This window comes from Streptomyces sp. SID13726 (genome assembly GCF_010548375.1).
Taxonomy (GTDB): domain Bacteria; phylum Actinomycetota; class Actinomycetes; order Streptomycetales; family Streptomycetaceae; genus Streptomyces.
Genome location: NZ_JAAGLY010000913.1, coordinates 1 through 379, shown reverse-complemented (window position 1 = coordinate 379; position 379 = coordinate 1). Strand labels below are relative to the sequence as shown.

Below are 379 nucleotides of genomic sequence, written 5' to 3'. Positions count from 1 at the left end.
AGGCCAGGAGAAGACGATCAGCCTCTACGCGGACGGCCAGTTCGTGCAGAAGCTCACGCTGTCGTCGAAGCACGCCTGGCTCTACGGCACGACCGACCAGCCCGAGGGCCTGGTCAACACCCCGGGCGGGGACGCGCGCCGGCTCTTCGACGAGTCGCACGCGCTGCTCGGGCGGTCGTTCCCGGCCGGGACGGTCTTCCGGCTCCAGCGCGACGCGGGCGACGACGCCGCGTTCTACGTCATCGACCTCGTCGAGCTCGAGCAGGTCGCCCCTCCGCTGGCCAAGCCCGCGCAGTGCACGTCGATCACCGAGTACGGCGCGGTGCCGGACGACGGTCTCGAGGACACGGCCGCCATCCAGGCCGCCGTGACCGCGAAC

The 379-nt window shown here is 71.5% G+C and carries 1 pseudogene; it reads left to right on the top strand.

Going from position 1 to position 379, the window contains the following annotated elements:
* Positions 1-379: pseudogene (locus tag G3I78_RS50960) on the top strand (APHP domain-containing protein); the annotation flags it as partial.